We start from the raw sequence: 2,905 nt of genomic DNA on the forward strand, positions 1-2,905 counted from the left end.
CTTGGTGATCAACGTCGGTACTTTGGGAATCGGAGGCGGTAGCCAAATCGCAGGACAGAGTATTGGACGTGTGGCGCGAACGGCGGCTGAGAGTTTTGGGCCGCAGATTGAAAGAGGATTAGAACGGGCCGTGCCAGGGCTTCGATTCAATGCTGTGCCAGAAGGGCTGAAGTCGATGGTCGTCTATCCGGAAGGTTTGGCGTATCGAACTGATTTGCCAAATCATTTGTTCGGGCCTGACGGATTCACGAAAACAGGGCAACTCAGCGGTACACATAATTTGCAAAATGCAACATCGGTTCTCGATGCACACGGCGCAACTTATAGCTTGAGTTCCACAGCGACAAAAGGCATAAGTGAGTTGGAATATGCCTATACAAACGCAAACGGGAAATTAGTCAGAGGCTCGAAGACGGTGTATGAGCAGTTAATTTTCAGCGATCAAACGATGCTCGACATGTCGCAACGTGTTGGACAACGAGGGTATGAAATGTATCTCAAGGATCCAGGCACGACACGCTTTGATTTAAGTGAAGGGGGCGTGAACTTTCGGGCCTACATCAATATTGACCCGAAGACTGGTATTCCTTATGTTGGTAACGTACATCCGATTAGGTGAATGAAGTTATGGACTATTTTAAAGAGGCGTTCGGCGGGTTCAACCCGCAGTTAGATGAAGATGCCGCGTTGAAGTTTGCGCTTGACGTTGTATTTGCGGATCATCGTTTGCGGGATCTCATTCGTGTCATTTCTTTCGAGCAAGGCGTTGGTGGCATCGAAGGTGAGCCAGGGTGGATGATCGAACATCGGGAAGAAAAGGATATTAATGGATATGAGGAATGGCCAAAAAACGCGACGTTTCGAAGTCGGATTGATCCGGAGTTTTACTCGTTAGCGCATCCAGAGTTTTATTGTGACGGAAGCACTTTTCGCCGGTACGTAGAAGCGATATCTGACGTTTTTGCTGTCCGTCATCCGGAACGGAAACAGGAACTCGATTTGCTGAGAGCGACGATTTCCAGGCTATGAGGCAAATGGGATGATGGATACTATTGGATCATACCCGGATGCGGCCGTAGTGAACCTTTGTGTTGATGTACTGGTAGGTATTCGCTTACAGAAGTACGTAGTGGATTTCGAAAGGTTCAATGGTCGCTGCGGAGTTGCGGATGAGCGTCTCTCACCGTGTTCACCTAGGAGCAAATTAGCATATTTGAAGATAGCTCAAGGGGTCGTGAGAGCGGCTCTTGATCTTCAAACGGGCGAACACTGACTCAGTCGAGTTGAGGCAGGTGAGATGGTGTCAACGTTCAATACGGAAAAAGGTGATCTGTTGGTCAACTTCTACCGAACCACTGAAACCGGAAGAGGCGTTGATACGGAGATACATCAAACTTAATTCGAAGATTCGGCCTACGGAATGTCCAGTCAGCGTCAGCAAACTTGGATCGACCAATAGCTAACTCTCTGATTACGACTTCCACGCGGAAGGTGTCGCCGAGTCAAGCCGCAAAAGTACTCCGTCAGGGACGTCGCCAGTCAGCCCTCGGATACAGGCATATCGAAGTAAAAAGTTCTCTGTATTTAGGTTAGACTGCGGAACGGAAATGAGTGCTGCTAATGAAAGCGATTTTGGAGTTGCTGGAAGCAGGAAAAGCGTCCGAGTTGGTTGACTTGATGCTTGCGACTTGTCACATGGTGTAACCAGCGAAACCACATTCGCAATAACGATTAGCGTGATGCTTACGTGATGACTATTGACCATTGAGCATTACGTTCCAAGCAGGTTCGGAGGGCCGGCTGAACCAAATAAAGAGAACGGAAGAATCTGCTTTGCATATCGGGACTCTTTCGAAAAATAGTTCGAGCTTGGAACGCTAGGTCTCACCCAGGAGGATGTGCTGAACTATCTCGATAAAATTCAAAGATGCTAAGGCAATATAAACACTTAACAAAGCGCTCGATGTACTCGAAAAAACCATCAGCGCGAGCGTGAAGATTTTTTACAGTAAGAAGGAAGATAAAAAAGATGCAGTTCAAGCGATTTATCCTAGTCCCCTGGCAGCATCTCTGTTGGTGCTAGCTGGATGTGCCTCCGTACCGATGGGCGACCCGCAAAAGGATGCCGCGCTAAAAACCTTCAGCGTCCCGCAGGACAAAGCAGCTGTCTACGTCTATCGTAATGAAAGCATGGGAGCGGGCGTCAAGATGTCGGCATCACTTGATGGAGAGCCGATCGGAGACACCGCAGCAAAGACCTATCTCTATGAGGAGGTCGCACCCGGTCCGCATCAATTGGTATCGAAAGCGGAGAATGAATCTAAGCTCGATATCGATGTAGCTGCCGGAAAGATTTATTACGTCTGGCAAGAGGTCAAGATGGGCGTCCTTTACGCGCGCAACAAACTTCAGTTGGTCGACGAGGAAGCCGGTCAAAAGGGGGTGAAAGAGTCTGAACTGGCCGTCGCTAATCGAAAGCCGACCGCCGAATAGAGTCGTGTTGGGTTGTCCGTTTGATGGTTGCCTTTCCTAGAATCGGGCCGCGTAAGCGGCCCGAGTTCATTCGATTAGTCGATAGAGCTTAAGACCGTCCTTAGACACGTCCGTCCAACGCACCGAGTACAGGTACGACGCCAAGAACCGCCTGATCGAAGTCGACCGCCCGGTGCTGACGAACGGTCAGCGCAGCGTCGAGCGCTACGAGTACGACGATCTGGACCAACGTATCGCGCATACGGATGCGCTGGGCGGGCGCGAGAAGACGTATTACGACGCCGATGGCCGTATCGTCAAGACCGTGAGTGCTGCGGGCCGCACGGTTCAGTACGACTACAAGTGGGCGAACAGCATCGCCTCGGTGGGCACATCGGTGACGGGTGGCTGGATCAAGACCATGACCGACGCC

At 50.4% G+C, this 2,905-nt stretch carries 4 protein-coding genes; all 4 read left to right on the forward strand.

Annotated features, from left to right (window positions below; translation table 11 throughout):
* Positions 1–619, forward strand: a 619-nt coding sequence (locus tag QCE79_RS39115; protein ID WP_309854553.1) for a CdiA family toxin C-terminal domain-containing protein, incomplete at its 5' end; no start/stop codon positions are given.
* Positions 620–627: 8 nt separating this feature from the next.
* Positions 628–1,029 carry a hypothetical protein gene (locus QCE79_RS39120; RefSeq protein ID WP_309854556.1) on the forward strand — a complete coding sequence of 134 codons (402 nt, stop codon included), beginning with the start codon at positions 628–630 and terminating at the stop codon, positions 1,027–1,029.
* Positions 1,030–1,992: 963 nt separating this feature from the next.
* The gene (locus QCE79_RS39125) at positions 1,993–2,493 is read left to right on the forward strand and encodes a DUF2846 domain-containing protein (protein WP_309854558.1); all 501 of its coding nucleotides are present in this window, start codon (positions 1,993–1,995) and stop codon (positions 2,491–2,493) included.
* 172 nt (positions 2,494–2,665) lie between these two features.
* A partial coding sequence (locus QCE79_RS39135) for a hypothetical protein (protein WP_404989518.1) occupies positions 2,666–2,905 on the forward strand: 240 nt, incomplete at its 3' end.

The sequence above is a fragment of the Caballeronia sp. LZ003 genome, from assembly GCF_031451465.1.
In the GTDB taxonomy this organism is placed as follows: Bacteria; Pseudomonadota; Gammaproteobacteria; order Burkholderiales; family Burkholderiaceae; genus Caballeronia.